The 20,266-nt window shown below is 44.6% G+C and carries 22 protein-coding genes and 3 tRNA genes; 21 read left to right on the forward strand and 4 right to left on the reverse strand.

Going from position 1 to position 20,266, the window contains the following annotated elements:
• Window positions 1-57: 57 nt before the first annotated feature.
• From ACWI_RS12530 to ACWI_RS12540, 3 genes are all read right to left on the reverse strand, one after another.
• On the reverse strand, window positions 58-1,314 hold the full coding sequence (locus ACWI_RS12530; RefSeq protein ID WP_070371782.1) for an S-methyl-5-thioribose kinase: 1,257 nt from the start codon (window positions 1,312-1,314) through the stop codon (window positions 58-60).
• Between the two features lie 100 nt (window positions 1,315-1,414).
• Window positions 1,415-1,882 carry a EutP/PduV family microcompartment system protein gene (locus ACWI_RS12535; protein ID WP_070371783.1) on the reverse strand — a complete coding sequence of 156 codons (468 nt, stop codon included), beginning with the start codon at window positions 1,880-1,882 and terminating at the stop codon, window positions 1,415-1,417.
• Window positions 1,883-1,886: 4 nt separating this feature from the next.
• Complete coding sequence (locus tag ACWI_RS12540) at window positions 1,887-2,237, reverse strand: BMC domain-containing protein (protein ID WP_070371784.1); 351 nt, start codon at window positions 2,235-2,237, stop codon at window positions 1,887-1,889.
• A 407-nt stretch (window positions 2,238-2,644) separates the two neighbouring features.
• Between ACWI_RS12540 and prmA the strand changes: the two genes are divergently transcribed.
• The 14 genes from prmA (at window position 2,645) to ACWI_RS12610 (ending at window position 14,558) form a co-directional block, all read left to right on the forward strand.
• Window positions 2,645-3,583 (forward strand): 50S ribosomal protein L11 methyltransferase, encoded by a 939-nt coding sequence (gene prmA / locus ACWI_RS12545; protein ID WP_070371785.1) that lies wholly within the window; start codon window positions 2,645-2,647, stop codon window positions 3,581-3,583.
• Between the two features lies 1 nt (window position 3,584).
• Window positions 3,585-4,331 carry an RsmE family RNA methyltransferase gene (locus ACWI_RS12550; protein WP_070371786.1) on the forward strand — a complete coding sequence of 249 codons (747 nt, stop codon included), beginning with the start codon at window positions 3,585-3,587 and terminating at the stop codon, window positions 4,329-4,331.
• Window positions 4,332-4,347: 16 nt separating this feature from the next.
• A complete protein-coding gene (gene mtaB, locus ACWI_RS12555) occupies window positions 4,348-5,670 on the forward strand; it encodes a tRNA (N(6)-L-threonylcarbamoyladenosine(37)-C(2))-methylthiotransferase MtaB (protein WP_070371787.1) in 1,323 nt (440 codons plus the stop codon).
• 13 nt (window positions 5,671-5,683) lie between these two features.
• On the forward strand, window positions 5,684-6,028 hold the full coding sequence (locus ACWI_RS12560) for a histidine triad nucleotide-binding protein (protein ID WP_070371788.1): 345 nt from the start codon (window positions 5,684-5,686) through the stop codon (window positions 6,026-6,028).
• A gap of 106 nt (window positions 6,029-6,134) precedes the next feature.
• Window positions 6,135-6,317, forward strand: coding sequence for a 30S ribosomal protein S21 (gene rpsU, locus ACWI_RS12565; protein ID WP_013379247.1), 183 nt, complete (start codon window positions 6,135-6,137; stop codon window positions 6,315-6,317).
• 11 nt (window positions 6,318-6,328) lie between these two features.
• Window positions 6,329-6,772 (forward strand): GatB/YqeY domain-containing protein, encoded by a 444-nt coding sequence (locus tag ACWI_RS12570; RefSeq protein ID WP_070371789.1) that lies wholly within the window; start codon window positions 6,329-6,331, stop codon window positions 6,770-6,772.
• A gap of 183 nt (window positions 6,773-6,955) precedes the next feature.
• Window positions 6,956-9,346 carry a cation-translocating P-type ATPase gene (locus ACWI_RS12575; protein ID WP_070371790.1) on the forward strand — a complete coding sequence of 797 codons (2,391 nt, stop codon included), beginning with the start codon at window positions 6,956-6,958 and terminating at the stop codon, window positions 9,344-9,346.
• A 189-nt stretch (window positions 9,347-9,535) separates the two neighbouring features.
• Window positions 9,536-9,612: transfer RNA gene (locus tag ACWI_RS12580), tRNA-Pro, on the forward strand.
• A gap of 21 nt (window positions 9,613-9,633) precedes the next feature.
• A tRNA-Ile gene (locus ACWI_RS12585) sits at window positions 9,634-9,710 on the forward strand.
• Between the two features lie 25 nt (window positions 9,711-9,735).
• Window positions 9,736-9,811, forward strand: a tRNA-Phe gene (locus ACWI_RS12590).
• A gap of 365 nt (window positions 9,812-10,176) precedes the next feature.
• A complete protein-coding gene (locus tag ACWI_RS18545; protein WP_084633672.1) occupies window positions 10,177-11,478 on the forward strand; it encodes an amidase domain-containing protein in 1,302 nt (433 codons plus the stop codon).
• A gap of 148 nt (window positions 11,479-11,626) precedes the next feature.
• Window positions 11,627-12,973 carry a M23 family metallopeptidase gene (locus tag ACWI_RS19385; protein ID WP_070371791.1) on the forward strand — a complete coding sequence of 449 codons (1,347 nt, stop codon included), beginning with the start codon at window positions 11,627-11,629 and terminating at the stop codon, window positions 12,971-12,973.
• 278 nt (window positions 12,974-13,251) lie between these two features.
• Window positions 13,252-13,815, forward strand: coding sequence for a hypothetical protein (locus tag ACWI_RS12605; RefSeq protein ID WP_070371792.1), 564 nt, complete (start codon window positions 13,252-13,254; stop codon window positions 13,813-13,815).
• 50 nt (window positions 13,816-13,865) lie between these two features.
• Window positions 13,866-14,558, forward strand: coding sequence for a regulatory protein RecX (locus ACWI_RS12610; RefSeq protein WP_070371793.1), 693 nt, complete (start codon window positions 13,866-13,868; stop codon window positions 14,556-14,558).
• 87 nt (window positions 14,559-14,645) lie between these two features.
• Here ACWI_RS12610 and ACWI_RS12615 read toward each other — a convergent pair whose 3' ends face one another.
• Window positions 14,646-15,497, reverse strand: coding sequence for a pyridoxamine kinase (locus tag ACWI_RS12615; RefSeq protein ID WP_070371794.1), 852 nt, complete (start codon window positions 15,495-15,497; stop codon window positions 14,646-14,648).
• A 100-nt stretch (window positions 15,498-15,597) separates the two neighbouring features.
• Between ACWI_RS12615 and pdxR the strand changes: the two genes are divergently transcribed.
• From pdxR to pilM, 7 genes are all read left to right on the forward strand, one after another.
• The gene (gene pdxR / locus ACWI_RS12620) at window positions 15,598-16,992 is read left to right on the forward strand and encodes a MocR-like pyridoxine biosynthesis transcription factor PdxR (protein ID WP_070371795.1); all 1,395 of its coding nucleotides are present in this window, start codon (window positions 15,598-15,600) and stop codon (window positions 16,990-16,992) included.
• Between the two features lie 97 nt (window positions 16,993-17,089).
• Window positions 17,090-17,479 carry a competence type IV pilus major pilin ComGC gene (locus ACWI_RS12625; RefSeq protein ID WP_070371796.1) on the forward strand — a complete coding sequence of 130 codons (390 nt, stop codon included), beginning with the start codon at window positions 17,090-17,092 and terminating at the stop codon, window positions 17,477-17,479.
• Between the two features lie 9 nt (window positions 17,480-17,488).
• Window positions 17,489-17,983, forward strand: a complete 495-nt coding sequence (locus tag ACWI_RS12630; protein WP_084633674.1) for a prepilin-type N-terminal cleavage/methylation domain-containing protein — start codon at window positions 17,489-17,491, stop codon at window positions 17,981-17,983.
• Window positions 17,973-18,383, forward strand: a complete 411-nt coding sequence (locus tag ACWI_RS12635; RefSeq protein WP_070371798.1) for a type IV pilus modification PilV family protein — start codon at window positions 17,973-17,975, stop codon at window positions 18,381-18,383. Before ACWI_RS12630 ends, ACWI_RS12635 begins: the two co-directional genes overlap by 11 nt.
• Window positions 18,376-18,879: a type II secretion system protein gene (locus ACWI_RS12640; protein WP_070371799.1), complete on the forward strand. Its 504-nt coding sequence runs from the start codon at window positions 18,376-18,378 to the stop codon at window positions 18,877-18,879. The genes ACWI_RS12635 and ACWI_RS12640 overlap by 8 nt, the downstream gene beginning before the upstream one ends.
• Window positions 18,876-19,298 (forward strand): hypothetical protein, encoded by a 423-nt coding sequence (locus ACWI_RS12645; RefSeq protein WP_070371800.1) that lies wholly within the window; start codon window positions 18,876-18,878, stop codon window positions 19,296-19,298. Before ACWI_RS12640 ends, ACWI_RS12645 begins: the two co-directional genes overlap by 4 nt.
• 4 nt (window positions 19,299-19,302) lie before the next feature.
• Window positions 19,303-20,265, forward strand: coding sequence for a type IV pilus biogenesis protein PilM (gene pilM, locus ACWI_RS12650; RefSeq protein ID WP_070371801.1), 963 nt, complete (start codon window positions 19,303-19,305; stop codon window positions 20,263-20,265).
• Window position 20,266 lies beyond the last annotated feature (1 nt).

Here is a 20,266-nt window from a genome sequence, read left to right on the forward strand (position 1 = left end):
CATAAATGCCGCTGTTTTCGTTTTGGAAAACAGCGGCATTTTAGGTGTTGTTAATGATTAAACCAGGTTTTTTAGCAACCGGGTGTAGTCGGTGATCGTCGTGTAGTTTCGATGGTTGAGCAGTAGCTCTTTAGAAATGTCCATGCCCAGTAGCGTCGGAACCAATCGGGCGGCTTCGGGCAGCCGCAGCAGATCGTAACAGATGCCCCGATTAGCCAGTCGTGACATCACATTGACACCGGTGTAGGCAAGGGCGTTTTGCAGCTGATCGGTGAGATAGCCTTCCACATCAAGTGTTTTTAAGCTGTAGCTTTCCTCCCGGTGGGCTTCCACCAGTTGGCGAAATTCCGTTTGGAAGGTGGTATAAAGATCGGTGATGGTATCTCGTAGATAGGCCTGAAAATCGGCTTTTTCCGGGGCGGATTTGGTGTCATCGCCAAACCAGGAAAGATAGTTCAGGGTCAGGCTGGCAGTCAGTCGGCCAAAATCCTGGGCCAGGGGACCGAAACCGGCAAATTCACCATCAATGATGCGGACATCCGTTGCGCTGATCATGATGTTGGAGCTATGAAGATCAGTGTGGATCAGGCATTCCCGATCGTTAAGAAACTTGTCTTCCAGCCGCCTAAACTGAGCTTTAATCTGGGGATTTTCAACCAGTTCAGCCCGTTTTTCAGCGGTGCCAGGAATCATCTCCCGTTCCCAGGAAACGCCGATGTTTTCGTGGAAAAGGAAGGGCACCAGGGCAGTATATTCGGGGTTGACAAAGAAGCGTTCAACCTCGGATTTTTTATAATTGGTAAGATGCAGATTGGATGAGTAAAATAGATTCCGGGCAAAAAAAGCGCCGATTTTTTCGGTGAAGTGCCCGTGTTTAACCATCCGGCACAGCTCAAATCGTAGCAGACTCAAATCCATCAGATCTTCCATGACGATGATTCGATTGGGTTCGTCAAAAAGATAAATTTCTGGGCTGATGCCGGGATAAACCGAGTTCCAGAAAATCAGGGTGGCAATTTCAGAACGCATTCGGCCCAGATCCAGAGTCCAGCCTTCGGAATCGGTATCTTCGACGGTATTATTCTTTTCGTCTTCAATCCGAAACCGGGGCATCGAGAGCATTTGTTTCATGACCACTGATTTACCGGTTTGGTCATAGACGTGATAAATTAAATTGACAAAGCCTTCAATACTTTCCTTGACGGCGTGTAAATCCACCACGGTAAGGAAAGCATCAGCCGGAAAGATCGCTTTTTCTTTAAGGTAGTCGGCAACGCCTGCCACTGTTAAATTGCCATAGCTGTCATAGGTCATGTTTTCACTTCCTTAATTTAAATAGGGTGCGGGCGAACACGGTTCGCCCCTACGAAGTATTAATCAATTAATTGATTAATACGATGCGGTGGTGATATCTTTATTTATTCCGGTGAGGTTCCATAAAATGATGGATGGCGGCTTCCAGTTCGGGGATGCCTTCGCCGGTATAGGAGCTGACCACATAGATGTGTTTGGGATTGATACCGGCATAGATCAGCAGATTACGGCTACGCTTGATATTGCATTCACCCAGATCCGTTTTGGTGATCACCCCGATGGAGGGGATGTTATAGGTGTGAACGAAGTTCGGCGGTACGGCATTCTGAGGATCGACGCAGGAATTGACCAGGATCACCAGTCCGGCATCCATGGTGATATTGATGGCCTGACGTGAAAAAAACGGGAGTTCAATAAACTCCCCCGGGGTATCAATAAACTCGTCATAATATGTGACCATCTGGGTTTTGGAATACTTGAGTTCGTCTTCGCCCAGTCGTTGCATCAGGGTGGTTTTTCCGCTGCCGATTTTTCCGATGAGGGCCACCCGTTTTTTATTGCTGGCCATTGATTTAAGAGTAGGTAATTTTAGGAATGTCGAAACCTAAAATATGATTAAGGGTATTAAGGATTTCGGTCACGGCGGCCTTCACATCAGAGACCCGACCAGTGATGACCAGAGAACCACTGAAACGATCAAGAAATCCGATTTCGACCGGAGCAGCCTTGGTGGCAGCATCAGCGGCAATGATGGCCGCTTCGCTGGGCGTAATGGTTAAAATGCCAATGGCATCAGCATTTTCATCGTCTAAGCCCAATTTAATATAGATTTCATTTTTGGGTTTGGCAATAATGTGGGCCAGGGTTACCTGTTTACCGGGAACGTATTCCTGAATGGTGCGTTTTTTCTTTTCAGTTTCCATCGTGTCACCTTTTCTATCTGTATTTTTGTTTGAGTCTAACAATTGTCGGTATTGTTTTTTTTATCTAGAGATAACTTTGAATTAATTTAAGTATGGCCATTATAGCATTAATCGGGAACCGGTTACATCGATTAACGATATTTTACAGAAAGCTGGCAAAAAATTTCTGTACCCGCACTGTGCCGTACCGACTAATTGTTAATCTGTTGTCTGCTGCGGGATCGGACAGGTCTATCGCCTGTTCGCCCCGATGCAGACAACATGATGTAACAATTATCGGTACTAGACTAAGACAAAGAAGTGAAAAAATCTATTTCTTTTCTAAGGTAGATGGGTTATAATGATCAATTGTTAAACATGCGGAAAACGTGGTATAATACCACAACGATTAAACTGGAGGTAAGGGAATGCTTTGGAAAGAAGTTCAAATCACAACAACATTGGAAGCGGAGGAAGCAGTGGTTAATGCTTTTTATGAAGCCGGGGCGGATGGCGTAGCCATTCAGACCTTGCAGGATGCGCTTTTAATTCAGCAAGATCCTAAGGTTAATTTTGTCGATGAAGCCCTTCTGGAAATTGATCCCAATGTTTCCATTGTGCGGGGATATTTCAGCGAGGTGGAAGATACCGAAGAAGCAGTACACAAACTGATTAGCTCAGTGAAGATGCTGCCTTCTTTTGGTCTGGATCCTGGTGCTTGTGAGATGCTGATTACCGAGGTGGAAGAGGAGGATTGGGCCAACTCCTGGAAAAAGTTCTATAAACCCACCAAGGTCGGCAAAAGTATTGTCATCAAACCGACCTGGGAAGCCTATGCCCCCGAAGAGGATGAGATCGTCATCAACATTGATCCCGGTATGGCTTTTGGCACCGGCACCCATGAAACCACTCAGCTTTGTGCCATAAAGCTGGAAGAGTATATTAAGCCTGGCGACGTGGTGCTGGATATTGGCTGTGGTACCGGAGTGCTCTCATTGATTGCCGGTAAACTGAAAGCAAAAAAAGTAGTGGCGGTTGATTTTGATACCCTGGCCGTAAAAATTGCCCGGGAAAATGCGGAGCTCAATGATTTAGGCGCTCTGGTTGAAATCCGCGAAGGAAATCTGTTGGATGTCATCGATGAACAGGCCGATGTGATTGTGGCCAATATACTGGCTGCCGCCATTGTCGAGTTGTCAGGGATCATCAAACCCTATCTGAAAGAAAACGGCATCTTTATTTCTTCCGGCATCATCATTGACCGGTTGGGGGACGTCCTCAATGCTTTGGAAGCGGAAAACTTCAAACTGGTTTATGTTCAGCAAATGGGCGAGTGGGTTGGCGTGGTTGCCCAGAAAAGAGACTAGCATGCATCGCTTTTTTGTCGAACCCGGTCAGATCTCCGGATCCACCGTTGTTATTTCCGGGGAAGATTTCAAACATATTACCAAGGTTTTGCGGTTGGGAAAAGATGATCGCATCGAAGTTTGTGATGGTCTGGGCAATGACTATCTGATTGTATTGGACAGCCCCACAGATCGGACAATTTCCGGCTATATAAAGAGCCAGGAACCATCCCAGGGCGAAACGCCGGAGCTTTTAATCACCCTCTATCAGGGCTTGCCCAAGGGCACCAAAATGGAAATGATTATTCAAAAAGGGGTGGAGTTAGGCGTTTATGAGATCGTCCCCTTTTCTTCATTGCGGGCGGTTGTACAAATCAAAGACAAACAGGATAAAAAAATCGAACGCTGGCAGCGGATTGCCTATGAAGCAGCCAAGCAGTCGAAACGGGGCATCATCCCGCAGATCGGGAAACCACTCACCCTGGCTGGTGTTTTGCAGGAAACGGATCGCTACGATCTGATACTCTTAGCCTATGAGGATGAAAACCGGCAGACCCTTAAAGAAGCACTGACCGCTTTTGAAAAAAAGCATGTCGCTGATAAACCGCTAAGAATTGCGGTGATTATTGGCCCGGAAGGGGGCTTTGATCCCCAGGAAGCGGCGGCCTGCCAAGCTGCCGGAGTGATCAGCGTCAGTCTGGGAAAACGGATCTTAAGAACGGAAACCGCCGGGATGATGGTGCTCAGTCAATTAAATTTCTGGAAGTGAGGTGGAAAGAAGCGGTATGAACAACACAAATAACAAAGTTGCTTTTATGACCCTGGGCTGTAAGGTCAACACCTACGACAGCGAGGCGATGATGGAGCTTTTTGAGTCGGCTGGCTATACCATTGTGGATTTTTCCGAGGTGGCCGATGTTTACGTCATCAACACCTGTACGGTCACCCATTTGGGCGATCAGAAATCTCGAAAAATGATGCGCAAGGCCAAGCGGATCAACCCCGAGGCGATTATCTGTGCGGTGGGTTGCTATGTCCAGGTGGCTCCTGCGGAAGTGGAAAAAATAGCGGAAGTGGATTTAATGATTGGCACCAAAAATCGGGGCGACATTCTGTCCTATATTACTGCCCATCGCAATGATGTCAGCCAGCGGGATTTTGTCTCGAATATCATGGATGAAAAGGTATTTGAACCGCTGATGATTTCCGAGGTCAAAGGAAAAACCCGGGCCTTTATTAAAATTCAGGAGGGCTGCAATCAATTTTGTACCTATTGTATTGTCCCCTTTGCCAGAGGTCCGGTGCGAAGCCGCAACCAGCAGCAGATTATTGATGAAGTCAACCGGGTGGTGGCAATGGGGTATCAGGAGGTGATCCTGTCTGGGATTCACATTGCCTCCTATGGGGTTGATCAAGAAGACACCGGTAAAACTGATCTGATTGATCTGATTGAAACCCTTGACAAAATTGAAGAGCTTAAACGGATTCGGCTGGGGTCGATGGAACCTAAATTTATAACCCCTCAGCGGCTTAAGCGGCTGGCGGCACTTAACAGCTTCTGTCCGCATTTTCATTTATCTTTGCAAAGCGGTAGTGATACCGTGCTCAAACGGATGGGCCGCCGTTATACGACGGCTGAATACATGGAGATCGTCAACCAGATCCGGGAGGTCTTTCCATTGGCCGCCATCACCACGGATATCATGGTGGGCTTCCCCGGAGAAACGGTGGCAGAATTTGCTGAGACGCTCGACTTTGCCAGGGCGGTAGGCTTCTACCAGATCCATGTATTTAAATATTCCCGGCGATCCGGAACAAAAGCGGCCCATTTTCCGGATCAGATCGATGAAAGCCTGAAAAATTCCCGCAGTCATGAACTGAGCGAATTGTCCCGGGAATTGGAAGCGGCCTTTCTTAAAAAAAATGATGACAGTGTGGTTGAGGTGCTTTTTGAAGCAACCCACGATGATGCTGGCTATTCCGGCCACACCAAGAACTATCTGCCAGTGATACTCAAAACCGAGGAAGAAATAAGTGGTAGAATCATCCCGGTTAGGGTATCATATATTAGTCGGTATGCTGATAAGTTAGTCGGAGAATCTATATAATAAGGAGGAAGATATGTCCCAAGACTGTATTTTTTGTAAGATCGTCAATAAGGAAATTCCCGCCGATGTGGTTTATGAAGATGACCGGGTCATCGCCTTTAACGATATTGCGCCCCAGGCCCCGGTTCATGTGATTATTATCCCCAAAGAACATTTTGATTCGATCCTGTCGGTTCAGGCAGGCAATGATATTATTTGCCATGTTCATACGGTAGCCAATCGCATTGCCCTTAAAACGGGGATTGCCGAGAGTGGTTTTCGACTGGTGAATAATTGCGGTAAGGATGGTAATCAGACCGTTCCGCATCTGCATTATCATTTATTGGGCGGCCGACCATTATTATGGCCACCAGGCTGAAAAATAATTGACAGCGCTCTAAATATTGCGTATAATAAAGTTTGACTCATACCATGTTGATTGACAATACCGGAAATTAGCAACGGATAAGAGGGGGGGGTTGAAAATGTCTGAAGTAAAAATCAAAGAAAATGAAACACTCGAAAGTGCATTGCGACGTTTCAAAAGAAAAACTGCAATGGCTGGGGTTATGTCTGAAATTCGCAAAAGAGAGCATTATGAAAAGCCAAGCGTAAAGCGAAAAAGAAAATCAGAAGCAGCTAGAAAAAGAAAGATGAAAAAAAGATAGGATGTGACTAATTGGCATTAAAGGATCAATTACAGGCTGACTTAAAAACAGCAATGAAGGAAAAGGATAAGGTCAAGAAATCGACCGTTACCATGATTCGGGCGGCTATTTTACAAGTCGAGAAGGATCAGCAAGTGGAACTGGCAGATGACCAGATTCTTGAAATTATTGCCAAACAGCTCAAACAACGTCGGGATGGCCTGGCTGAGTTTGAGAAAGCTCAAAGAGACGATTTAATCCAGCAGGCTCGCGAAGAAATAGTAATTATCGAGAGCTACCTTCCTACACAATTAACACTTGATGAAATCAAAGTAATTGTGGCTGAAACAATAACAGAAACCGGTGCTGTTGATGCCAAAGACATGGGAAAAATAATGAGTGCCCTGATGCCGAAGGTTAAAGGTCGGGCGGATGGTAAGCTTGTGAATCAAGTGGTCAGAGAAAGTCTGGCATAACAAAAAAATTAATACTACACATATAAAGAGGTTTGTCCCTGGGGCAGACTTCTTTTTTGTTTAATAAATTTTTTGGTAAAATTTGAAACAGTTATCAATTGTTAAACGGCGGGAGGCGCTACAAGGTATTTTAAGATTGCGGTGATATAATCCAACCAGTAAATAACAAAATGGGAGGATTAAATGGATAATCATATCAACCTTGAAATTGGACTGAGTCAAGTCCAGGTTGAAGAAAGGATCGCCGCCGGAAAGGTTAATATCCAGCCCCAATCCAAAACAAAAACCATTGGTAGAATTGTCAGGGATAATAGTTTAACCTTGTTTAACATGCTTAACATCATCCTGGCATTAATGGTTATTTTTGTACAGTCATTTCAAAACCTTCTATTTATTAATATTGTCATAATAAACACATTGATTGGTATCATTCAGGAAATTAAGGCAAAAAAAACCATTGATCGGCTCTCGTTGATTTCACAACCCCATGTGACGGTGATCAGGGATGGCAACCGCCAGGAAATTGTTTTTGAAAAAATCGTCCTAGACGATATTCTGATCCTCAAGGCTGGCAAACAGGTGCCATCCGATTCCCGGGTGGTCAAAGGTGAGCTGGAAGTCAATGAATCGTTGCTGACAGGTGAGTCGGATTCGATTATGAAATATGAGGGCGATTCGCTGCTGTCCGGCAGTTTTGTGGTTTCCGGGGAAGCCAGCGTTTTGGTGACTCAGGTTGGTCTGGAAAACTATGCCTCAAAACTGGTTGACGCTGTCAAGGTGGCAAAAAAACCGAACTCTGAAATTATGAAAGCATTGGGCTTTATTATGAAAAGCATCAGCATCGTGATTGTTCCCATTGGTCTGCTGCTTCTCTATAAGCAGTTGATCGTCCAGGCGCTGCCGCTTCAGGCTGGTGTGACCCAGACGGTGGCGGCATTGATTGGGATGATTCCGGAAGGGTTGGTACTCTTAACCAGTGTCGCACTGGCTGTTGGGGTAATCCGGTTGGGACAGCATCAGACGCTGGTTCAGGAGCTTTATTGCATTGAGACGCTGGCCCGGGTCGATATGCTTTGTCTGGACAAAACCGGGACCATCACCGAAGGCAATATGGAAGTATTGTCAATGGAAACCCTTTGTCATGACAAAAATCCGGTTCAGGCGATCCGGGCTTTGATTGCCAATTTAAAAGATGACAATGCTACCTATCGGGCTCTCTGTGAAAGTTGCAAGGGCGAGGCGCCCAAATGGCAGTGTGACCGGGTGGTTCCTTTTTCCTCAGAGCGAAAATGGAGTGGTGCTTTTTTCAGCGACCAGGGCACTTTTGTGATCGGGGCACCGGAATTCATTTTAAAAGAGCGTTATCCGGAAATTCAGGATAAGGTTGAAGGCTATGCCAGTGAAGGCAATCGGGTTTTAATGTTGGGCTATGCTTCGGAACCGTTTAAAGAGGATGGGAGCTTGCCGGATCATATCAAAACGGTGGCACTGCTGCCGATGGGCGATAAAATTCGTCAGGAAGCCAAGAAGACCCTGGAGTTTTTCAGAAATCAGGGAGTCACAATCAAGGTTATTTCCGGAGATAATCCAGTAACGGTGTCTCAGGTTGCCCATCGGGCAGGTTTGCTGGATTGGGATAATTTTGTGGATGCGGCTACCCTCACCACCGAGGAGGATGTTCGTAAGTCTGCGCTGGACTATTCGGTTTTTGGTCGGGTAACCCCGGGGCAGAAACGACTATTGATTGAATCGCTTAAAAATCAAGGTCACACCGTGGCGATGACTGGAGATGGGGTCAATGATGTATTGGCTTTAAGAGAAGCGGACTGTAGCATTGCCATGGCCGAAGGCAGCGATGCGGTGCGCCAGGTTTCACAGTTGGTCTTATTGGACTCCAACTTTGCCAATTTTACCCGGGTCTTGATGGAAGGGCGTCGGGTTATTAACAATATTACCCGGGCGGCCTCGCTATTTTTGGTGAAAACCATGTTTTCGTTATTGCTGGCTGTGATTGTGATCATTGCCAATGAGGCCTATCCTTTTGTACCGATTCAACTGACTTTGATCAGTGCGTTGACAATTGGGGCACCCTCGGTTTTTCTGGCCCTGGAGCCCAATAAGAACCGGATTACCGGCAACTTTCTCGAAAAGGTGCTCAAAAAATCCTTGCCGGGGGCGCTGACGGTGGTGTTTAATGTGGTGACGATCATGATCGTCGGCGCTTACCTGTCTCTCGATCATCAGCAAATTTCTACGCTGGCGGTTATTTCCACCGGTTTGATTGGCTTAGTGATTCTTTTTCGGGTCTGCCAGCCACTTGATAATAAGCGCTGGGCCTTATTCTTTGCGATGACGGTTTCATTTTTATGCTGTGTGCTGTTTTTGGAAGATTTGTTTTTCCTGACTCCAATCCAGGATTTTCTGCCAGCGATGTTTATCGTGTTGGGTATTACAACCTTGGATATCTATCCCTTGATCAGAATTTTTGGCTGGGGGGTTAATCGGGTTGAGGGTTATCTGAACCGCCGAGAAAAAGAACCAACCACTGCCAAGGCAACTGTATTGGAAAAATAGATACGGATCAAGCTTTTTCACAAAAGAATCAAAAAAAACGATTCTTTTGTGAAAAAAAGACTTGCATTAGGGTTTGTGATCGTGCTATAATAAGCAAGTCGTCAAAGATAAATCACATCGAAAAGCATAAAGATAAAAAAAGTCCTTGACATCAGACACGAAAACATTTATAATAGTCAAGTATTGTATCGAGGTGTAGCGCAGTTTGGTAGCGCACATGGTTTGGGACCATGGGGCCGGAGGTTCGAATCCTCTCACCTCGACCATTTTTTTTAGAAATTACTTGGGGGCCTTTAGCTCAGTTGGTTAGAGCAACCGGCTCATAACCGGTAGGTCCGGGGTTCGAGCCCCTGAAGGCCCACCATATTTTTTTGCCAAGTTTTATATATGCCCAGATAGCTCAGTCGGTAGAGCAGGGGACTGAAAATCCCCGTGTCGGTGGTTCGATTCCGCCTCTGGGCACCACCACTTATAAAGATGACAGCGTAAGCTGTTTTTTTATTTTTAGATTGTCAAAAAGCTAACCCAGTACCGACAATTGTTAGATCATGTTGTGACCTAGGGGTCAGACCCTACGCATCGGAGCGGACACGGCATCTGTTGTCCGATTCCGCAGCGGACAACAGATTAACAATTGGTCGGTACGGTAGTTTATCGGCAACCTTGACAGCGCAAGCTGTTTTTTTTATTTTTTGGATTAGTGTCTGGTTTTGGTGGTACAGTATCATTAAAGGATCGGTTTGTCGGTTTTTTTCAGATCTTCATGGTTTGTTCACGAGAAGTACACATTATAGATATATAATTGTTACAAATACTGAAGAGGTGGGGAAATGAAAAGAAGAAAAAATGCCATCAGGCGGAAAAGAAGAAGAACAATGATCGGGCTGGTGATCATGACGATCATGGCAATGGGTGTCGTGTCTATCGGTGTCATGGCAAATTCAGATGCCGTTGCGACCAGTGCTTCGAGTATTTTTGATGCGAAACCGGAAAGTAATACGGCTAAAAGTGGAGGCAATATAAAAATTAGAGAAAGTGATGAAACAATCGATAGTGCCATGCTAAAACCGATCAATGACTATTTTGAAACCTATTTCCGTGCCATGGCCAATCTGGAAACGGAGGACCTTACCGGGATTTTTGTTGATCCCACCGGTGAAAATGCCTGGGTCAATCAGAGCGCCATGGACTATCTGATCCAACTGCGACAAAGCCAGAGTAATGATTTGAGAATGAGTGACTATCAATGTGGCTTGACTGTGACAAGCGTTGACACCAATTCGGATGCGATCGAAGTGGTTCTGTTAGAAGACCATACCGTTAACTTTGCCTTTATCCCCGATGTGGAGTCTTCCAGTTCCGGGATTACTCACACCTTTTATCTCACGGAAACCGCTGATGGTTATGCCATCACTGAACATTATAAAGATGAGGACAGCTTTTTGATGCTGGAAGAAGCAATTGAAGGCAGTTATGACGATCCTGAGGTGGTGGCAGATGAACTGCTTAGTGATGCGCTGGCAGTTATCGAAGCGTTGGCCGAGGAAAAGGATGGTTTTAATTCAGGGGCATGGGAAAGCGAGACTGTAACGGTTGATCATTACTATGACACTGAGGCGGCACTGGATTACGCCATGACCTGGGTTGACGCCATTGAAGTCGAGCGAAATGATGAGTATGGCAGTTATGATCGTTACGGCGGTAACTGCAATAACTATATTTCGCAGTGTCTTTTTGCTGGTGGAATCCCCATGGACAGCGACGGTGACAACAAATGGAAATGGTACGGCGAAGAAGTGGATCTGGATGAAGTGGACTGGGGTCGGAGCCCTGCCTGGACCGGGGTCGAGGAATTTTACACCTATGCCAGCGAAAATGATGGCTATGGACTGGTGGCGCTTGTTGACGAAAACGTCTATTCGGGATCAATTGGCGATATTTTACAATATGGACAAAATGGCGACTGGCTCCATTCGGTTATCATTACGGATGTAATTACGGACAGCGATGGAAAAATGGCAGATTATCTCATTAATTCGAATACCACGGATCGAATCAATTATCCAGCCAGTGCCTATGGTTATTCAGAATTGAGGCTGATTAAAATTTTAGGCTGGAACGATGGCCAATAGTTGCAGCAGCATTTAGTGTCATACCTTTTCTCCTGATTTATAAACGAATACCATAGCGAATAAAAAAAGTTTTGACTTACAAAATACTTGTAAAATATAAAACCATATGGTATCATAAATGTAAATAAATTGTAACAGGAGGAGAGGCATGGAAAAAACTCAGAATTTTTTTGAAAAAGTCCGAGCAAGAATTAAAAAATACCGATTTAATTGGTCGACCAAGCAAGTTGAACATGATGAATTCGTAGAGATTGAACATGTCAATCACGAGGAAACGTTGAACAAAGACAAAAGGCGGCTGTTTAAAATGCGGGGCTCCGCAGTGGTGGTCTGTACTTTTTTAGTATTAGTGGGAGCCGGAGCAGTTGATGCCCAAACCCGGGCCTACGAGGTGATTTACAAAGGTACCAGTATTGGCTATGTTGACAGTCTGGAAGTGCTGGAAGCAGCAGTCAGCGAAACCAGTGCGGATAAAAGCGGGCGAAGAAACCGGGAAGGTAGCGATTATGAAATTCGAACAGCCCGATCAACGGATTTTTTAACAACAGAAGAAGTAACCCAAGTCATAACTGCCATCAGGACTCAGGATAAGAATAATGAGCCAGAGGTTTTAGTTGCCCGAGTTGACAATCCGGAACCAGCTGCAGCTTCTCCGGAAACACCCATAACAGATACCGAAACGCTTCAAACCGCTTCGGTTGAGGCTGCTAAAGACGAACCAGTCCTTGAACCGGAGATTACAACTGCCAATACGGCTGCGAGTCATACTTCGGAGACTCCGGTAAATCCAACAGAAGAAGTCCCGGCGGTCGTGACAGAGGTACCGGTTGAAAATGTACCTGTTATCGAAGAACCGATGACTGAGGTTGTTGTTGAGGATGTCCAGACGGAGACACCTCCGGCAGATGAAGTACCGGCGGTGGATACGCCTGTGTTAGAAGAGCTGGCTAATGAAGCGCCAGCGGAGGAAAACAACACGACCGCATCACCGGTTGCTGAAATTCCGGAAGAACCGGTTGCTGAGGTACCAGTGGTTGAAGCTCCAGGTGCTGAAACCCCAGCGGAAGAACCAGCCAATGAGACACCTCAGGCTCAGTTTATGCTTCCGGCCAGTGGCCGGGTAGGAGAAATTCTCCGCGACTACGATGGCGGCTACTACAGCAACCATTATCGGGCGGCTGCGGTTGATATCTTAAACAGCGAAGGAACTGCCATTTATGCAGCGGCCTCAGGAACGGTCACCTTGTCCAGCTGGTATGGTGGTTATGGCAAGTGTGTGATCATTGATCATGGTAACGGCTATTCAACCCTTTATGGACACTTCAGTTCGGTGGATGTCGTAGAAGGTCAGGCGGTTACCCAGGGTCAGCGTATTGGTGGAATGGGATCGACCGGATCGTCCACTGCCAATCATGTCCACTTTGAAGTACGGGTCAACGATGAGGCCCAGCCGATTGGCAATTACTTCAATATCAGTACCGGCGACTATGTTTAAACCATGAGACACCGAAATGACGGTGACTGAGGTTGTCGCAAACTCCCGTACCGACCAATTGTTAATCTGTTGTACGCTGCGGAATCGGACAGGCGATGCCGTGTCCGCTCCGATGCGTACAACATGATCTAACAATTGTCGGTACTGGGTTATCCTTTATGACAGTCTGAGACACCAAAAGACGGTGTCTTTTTTTTACCAAAAATCTTGCAGAATTTATTAGAATATGGTATCATTATGTAACAAAAACGTAACGAATAACTACAAGAGGTAAATAAATGGACGAGACTGTAAAGATTGAAAGAGAAAAACGACGAATACAACGAAAAAGAAAGCGGCAGCGCAGTAGTATTGTCACCATCATGATACTATTTATATTAGCATCAGTGGGGGTTGTCAGTGCTCAAACCCAGGGATTTGAAGTTTTTTATCATGGCGAAAGTCTTGGTTATGTGCAGAATTCGGGTGTTTTTAAATCGGCAGTTGACCGAATTGAAACCAACCTCAGGGAATGTTACAATTACGATAATATCCATTTGGGCAATGGTTTTGAACTGCTCCCGGCACGGGTTGAGAATCCCATGGATTTAGATACCTGTGTTAATGTCTTAAACAGTAAAGGTATTGCGCTTTATGTAGACGGCGCAGCTGTTTTAGTCGATGGCGAAAAAATAGGGACGATGACATCATTGACTGATGCAGAAAGTGTCATTGCGGCATATAAGAATTTAAGTAACAACAAAAATACCAGTGGGATAACATGTGTGGAAGTTACGGTGCCGCTATCGGAAACAAAGGATTTTGCAACGATGTTAACAGCCTTAAAAGTCCATTTAAAATAAAATCGACCAAACACCAGCTGTGGCTGGTGTTTTTTTGCAGGAGGAGTGCGATGGGTGAAATAACTCGGGAAAAAGCAATGGATCTGGCGGTAAAATATCTGTCTTTTAAGTCACGAACCAACAGTGAAATGGTTGGATACCTGAAGAAAAAGAACGTCCCGGATACAATTATTTCTGAGGTGATGCAAAAGCTGGATGAATACCATTATATTGATGATGCAGTATATCTGAAAAATTATCTGGAGAACAATCGACAGCTGAATTGCTATGGTTCCCGACGACTGCTTCAGGATCTCAAAAAGCGGGGCCTTGGCGATGATTTACTGCTTTCACTGGTTGATCTATTTCCCAGAGAAGTGGAAATGCTCTGTTGTGAGATGGTGGCAAAAAAAAGCTTGGTGCTATTAAAGGGTCAAACGCCATTCCAACAGAAAAAAAAGCTGTACGAAAAACTGGGGCGGATGGGTTACCCCACCGAAATGGTTCTGGAAGTGATCAAAAACCTGGAATTAACTGACGAATCCATGGGATTATCGGAAGATGACTTGGTTCGGGAAGAAAAAAAGCAGCAAGAAAAGCTGGATCGGGACTTTCAAAAATATCTGCGTACTCAGCGCCAAAAAGGGCTGGCAGGAAAAGTCTTGATTTATCAGATCAAAAAGAGTTTAATGGGTCGAGGTTATCCCTATGAGTTGATCAATGAAAAGATCGAAGCGATGCAAGAAGAGCTGCTGGACGAATAAAAAATCGGGAGATCAATGATCTCCCGATTTTTTATAGATATCCGATAGACCAAACAGTGTTATCAAAATGGTAGCTAATTTTTACAATTATAATCCCAAACGTTTTATCAGAAAAGGAATAGCCCGCTCAAAACATACGCCATAACGTTTTTCCTGCTGGAGCTCCACCGTTTTTAGAATACACTCCCGGGTGTAATCCACGGCGATCTGAGTGGCTTCTTGTAAATTAAAGCCGCTTAGCAGTCCGGCCAGTAGCGTACTTCCAAAAATATCCCCGGTACCATGGAAGTAATCAGCCACCCGGTCATTAAAGACGTAGTCAAACGTACGGGATTTTGCATCATAGGTAGCCGCTCCCAGTTTGGAGGGGTCAAATGAAATACCGGTGACCACCACTTTTTTGGAACCCAGTTGGGACAATCGGAGTAATAAGCCTTCGACGTAGTTTTGATCGTAGTCTTCACCAATATACGGTTCATCCAACAGCAAGGCGGCTTCGGTGAGATTGGGAACGATGATATCCGCTTTGGCGCAAAGGGTGGTCATTCCATTGGCCATTTCGGGCGTATAAATCGAATACAGCTCGCCGTGATCGGCCATTACCGGATCCACCAGGATCAGGTTTGTTTCTGTACGGAAGCGATCAAAGAGACTGGCAACCAAATCGATCTGTTCGAAGGAGCCTAAAAAACCGCTATACAATGCATCAAATTCCAGCTTAAGAGATTGCCAGTGATCAGAAATTGGACGGATGTCGGCGGTTAAATCCCGATAGGTAAAATCCGTAAAACCACCAGTGTGGGTGGACAAAACGGCGGTGGGCAAGACACTGGTATCAAATCCAGCGGCGGAGATAATCGGCAGCGCTACAGTCAGAGAACATCTGCCGACACAGGATATATCATGGATCGCAGCAACCCGCTTTTGTTTATTTTGCATTTGAATCTCCTTGTTTAAATTAAGTCTATTATATGTTAAAATTGAACCGGTGGAAAGTCCCAGTTAATCAAAAAACTATGGATTCAGATTAGGAGGAGTAATGCTTACCATACCATTCAAAAATAAAGGTTCCTTTTTATATGCAGAAATTTATGAATTTATCAAGCAGGAAATAACGGACGGCAACTTGAAATATGGCGAGAAGCTTCCGTCCAAACGAAGTTTGGCCAGTCATCTGGCAGTCAGCGTGAATACAGTGGATACAGCCTATAGTCAGTTGGTGGCGGAAGGCTACCTGGAAGCCATTCCCAAAAGGGGTTATTTTGTTTGTCAGATCGCAACCTATCTTATGAGAGATGCGAATCGCATTCAGGATAAAAGAGCGACAATAAAAAAAACAGAAGTGGTTACAATTGATTTTTCTCCCAATGCCATCGATCAGCGGATTTTCCCCTATGATGCCTTTCGGAAAATATTCAAATCGACTTTTAATGAGGATGACAACAACTTATTAAACAAACCCGATATTCAGGGGGAACTGGAGCTGAGAAAAGCTCTGGTGGATTTGCTCTATCACTCCCGGGGGGTGCGCTGCCATGAGGAGCAAATCATCATTGGGTCAGGAACCGATCATCTCCTGCAGATTTTAGGGCTGTTATGGGGCCGAAATAAACCGGTGATATTGGAGAATCCGGTTTACCTAAAAGCCTATCATATTTTTGAAAAAATGGGTAATCCGGTTATTTCCATCGATATCGATGAAAAGGGGATTCAAATTGAACCGCTGAAAAATTATTCGAATGTCGCAATTTATGTGACGCCTTCCCACCAATTTCCTCTGGGGATGAGTATGCCGATCGATCGTCGTATCCGACTGTTGAATTTTGCCAATCAGGAAGAAGGAAACTATATAATCGAGGATGATTACGACAGCGAATTCCGCTATAATGAAAAGCCCTTACCGTCGCTCCAGAGTATTGACAATAGTGGCCGGGTGATATATATGGGCACCTTTTCAAAATCGATCGCTCCGTCATTTCGGATCAGTTATATGGTATTACCCGAAGAATTGCTAAAGGCCTATCAGGAGACGGCGGAGGCTATCAGCTCACCGGTTTCCAGTTTAGAGCAAAAAATGATTGCAGCCTTTATTGCCAGTGGATTTTTTGAAAAACACGTGAATAAAATGCGGAAAGTCTATAAGGGAAAGCGGATTGTTTTGATGAATGCATTAAAAAACCTGGGCAGTCAGGTCAAAATAACCGGGGAAAATGCCGGTCATCATCTATTGGTGCAGCTTGATAATGGCCTTACAGAAGAAGAAATGTATCACCGGGCCCTGGCCCGGGGGATCCGGGTTTATCCAGTATCCCCCTATTTTATCCACGGTTTGCCAAAGCATTATAAAAGTATGGTTTTGCTGGGATACGGTTCGCTCACCGATGAACAGATTCACAACGGGATTGGGATTTTAAAAAAAGCATGGGATTTGTAATGATTATGTTGTGCAAAGAGTAAATAAGCTAAATATTTACTCTTTTTTTTATTTTCCAAGAGTGGTAATATCGAGTAAAAAGAGATAGGGGATAAAAATGGGAAGTAAATGCAAAGCAAATGGCAAGCCGAAGCGTCACAGACGAAATGATCTTAACGGGTTTACACTGATGGAAATGATCGTCGTGATTGCAATATTAGGGGCATTGGCGGCTTTAGCTATTCCACGGTTTACCGGTGTTCTCGCAAATTCTCAGGAAAAGACAGATCAGGCGAATATCCGCATTGTTGAAAGCGCCATTGAGCTTTATCAGGCTGAAAAAGGGGAGCTGCCAACGGGAGTGGATACCTTTAATGAACTGGTTACAGAATTACATCGTGTTGGCTATCTAAAAAATGCAGAACTTAAACCGGTGAGTAAAGGGAAGAGTTTTAGTTATGATGCCACATCAGAAGCGATCAGTTTAGTAGTCAGTCCAGGTAATTAGCAGTTCATTATGGAAACGACTACATCATCCCAATTAAGGGAGATAAATAATAATGAGTTGCGGGGGAATGCCGGTTACACGTTGATGGAATTGCTGGTATCCCTTGCGGTTTTATCACTGTTGACAGTTTTTTTGTATGGCACCGGTTTTGCCAGCCGAAGTTCGTTTAACCAAAACGCTTATGATGCCGAGTGTGATCGTATTCTATACGCTTTGCTTCAGTATCAGAATGAGGCAATAATGGATGGATACCAGCGACAGGTGCGGTTTCTAAGTTCGGGGATGCAGGTGATCTGGACCAAAAACGGGGTGAGTCATCGGGATTTTATTGCCGTGGAAACCTTGACTTTCACAGGAGACTATACCGGAGCGGCAGTATTAAGGCTTTACGAACATGGAACTGTATCTCAGGGTGGGACGGTCTATCTCACTGGCGCCAATGGTGTGGTCAGAAAAATCGTCGTCCAGGTGGGAAATGGAAGGATTTATTTAGATGAACCATAAGCATATAAGGGGTATTTGGCAACTAATCAAACCATCATGCGGATATACGCTCATCGAAGCCATTATAGCCATAGCGGTATGTGGATTTGGTCTGGCAATGATTCTGGGTCTATATGGAATGGTCATAAAAACAGAAATCGTATCAAAAGCCATTTTTTTACAATCGGTTGAAATTAATAGCATTGCTGATGAGATTGGTCTTGCGCTAAAAGACGGATCAACAGAAGATCAGCAGGAAGCCATTGAGGTCATTTTAGAAAGCAAGTATCCGGACTACGAGCTGGCGGGATTAAGAAAAGACAGTCAAGCCAGTTTGTATCATCTTGAGATTATTCATAAAGGCAAAAACAGCATGGATAAGCTGTTTCATATTAAGGTTTTCTGGAGTCAGCATGAGTAACCATAAATCTGAAAATGACCGGGGATTCAGCCTGATTGAAGTACTGACTGCATTGATGGTAATTTCCCTGGTTCTTGGGATGCTGTTATCCGGATTGATCTACATCAATACAATCAGTAATCAGGCCAAAATCAATCAGGAATTGTATTATAACGAACGCTATATCGCACTGTATTTTCAAAAACAGGTGCTGAAATCAGAAAAAATCTATTATAAAAACAATCGGATCTATCTTCAGGATCTGGAAAGCCCGGATCTTTATTATAATTATTATCTCTATAGTAACGGATTTTTAAGACGCTATAAGGTTTTCAAAAATGGATTAACCCCGATTGGGTCTGGTGGTAACAGTCAATTTCTTAATCACATTCAGTCATTTTCACTGTCACTCGGGTCCAATCAGGAAATTATTGTCAGGTACAGTCTGGCCATTGAGGGTGCTGTATATTATCGGGAAACAGTCATTTCCCATGGAAGAGTGGTGGAGTTCGTATGATCATAACAAATAAGAATGGTTTTGTCTTGCCGTTGGTGTTGGTGGTCGTGGCTCTCATGGCAGCGGGCGCAGGTTATGCATTAACCCGGGGTATGGCCGAACTGCAGGCAAATGTTCACAATCAGGATTATCAATTGTCGATTTTGACAGGAAAAAATGCGTTGGCGATTTTACAGGCTGAATTGGAAAGAGATGTCAATTATTCGGGAACAAACGGGAAGCAAACTGATGAAAATGGTGGATTTTATGAAATTCGTGTTTTTAAAACAGCGGATCATCTGCGCTATGTGGAGGTCAAAAGTGAATATCGTGATTATCAAAAAAACTTTAGTGGTGCAATCGAATTGCAGCCCGATCTGACGGCGAGACCGGGAGGTCAGATTATAAAGTTTAACTGGAAGATGTTAGGGGGTGTTTAGTCCTTTGAAAAAGAGCAAGCGACTTTGGGTCATTGATTGGGGAGAAGCGTTGATTAAAATAGTTTTAGGTGAAGTCAATGATTCGGGATCGGTCCGAATTATCGATTTTCGCATTGAAAAAAATCCGAAACAGATTTGGCCTGAAACAAATCCTGAAACGAAGCGGGCAACCAGTAAGCTTTTACGGTTATTATTTAAAGGCTATCAACGTACGGATGAGGTAATGTTGTTAATTAATCAAGCTGAGATGATGGTAGCAACTTTTACCTTTCCAATGATGTCACTTGCAGATTTGGAAGACGCAATTTACTGGCAGATGCAACTGCTTACTTCCGAAGATCTGGATCATTGGCGAATTGATTTTGTTGCTCGGATTCAGAACCAATGGTTTGAATGTCTGGGGATGGACGAACAGACATTAGATGTAGTGGGCGTTGCGATAAAAAAAGCGCAACTGACCAGATATACGCGGTTTTTTAAAAAAAATGGTCGGAGCTTAAATGCCATCGTTCCGCAATTTTATACATTTGATTCACTGCTGATTGAACAGGACGATCAATCAACTTTGATTATTGATATTGGTAACAGAAGCACCCGGCTTTTCCATTACAAAGGAAACGTCCTTAGTGAGAACAATCAGATCGAATTGGAAAGCGGTTGGGATGGGGTCGTTTATTTGCAGCAAATAATAAAAGCGGTCGAGCAGATCTTTATATCCCCGCTGGGCTCCGAAAAAGTTGGTCGGGATGGAACTATTTATTTGATGGGAGGCGAGAGTCTGCATCCTGGGGTTCGGGAATACCTGTCAAAATCAATGGGAACGGACGTGCAGTCAATCGATGAACTGCTGGAGGCGAACCAGAGCCTGTTTTTTACCAAACAAATTTCCCGGGCGCAATTATGTTTAATTACACCATGCGTATGCGGTTTGATGAAATATGCGCAGATCAGAGGAGGAAAAAATTGAT

It is taken from the genome of Acetobacterium wieringae (assembly GCF_001766835.1).
In the GTDB taxonomy this organism is placed as follows: domain Bacteria; phylum Bacillota; class Clostridia; order Eubacteriales; family Eubacteriaceae; genus Acetobacterium; species Acetobacterium wieringae.